The sequence below is a fragment of the Streptomyces sp. NRRL B-1140 genome, from assembly GCF_001280065.1.
Taxonomy (GTDB): Bacteria; Actinomycetota; Actinomycetes; order Streptomycetales; family Streptomycetaceae; genus Streptomyces.
Genome location: NZ_LGEA01000017.1, coordinates 1 through 367, shown reverse-complemented (window position 1 = coordinate 367; position 367 = coordinate 1). Strand labels below are relative to the sequence as shown.

The 367-nt window shown below is 76.3% G+C and carries 1 protein-coding gene; it reads left to right on the top strand.

Features of this window, described 5'->3' with window-relative positions:
• Positions 1-367 (top strand): beta-ketoacyl synthase N-terminal-like domain-containing protein (locus tag ADK65_RS39575; RefSeq protein WP_159038712.1); only part of this gene is annotated, 367 nt, incomplete at both ends.

The following is a 367-nucleotide window of genomic DNA, read 5'->3' as shown; positions in this document are numbered from 1 at the left end:
CCGCTGCAAGGCCTTCGGCGCGGGCGCGGACGGCACGGGCTGGGCGGAGGGTGTGGGTGTGCTGCTGCTGGAGCGGCTCTCCGACGCCCGCCGCAACGGGCGCCGCGTCCTGGCGGTCGTCCGGGGCACCGCGGTGAACCAGGACGGCGCGAGCAACGGCCTGACCGCCCCCAACGGACCCTCCCAGCAGCGGGTGATCTCGGCGGCCCTCGCCGACGCCCGCCTGACCACCGCTGACGTGGACGTGGTGGAGGCGCACGGGACGGGGACGCGGCTGGGTGATCCGATCGAGGCGCAGGCGATCGTGGCGACGTACGGGCAGGGGCGGCCGGAGGGCCGTCCGCTGTGGCTGGGGTCGCTGAAGTCG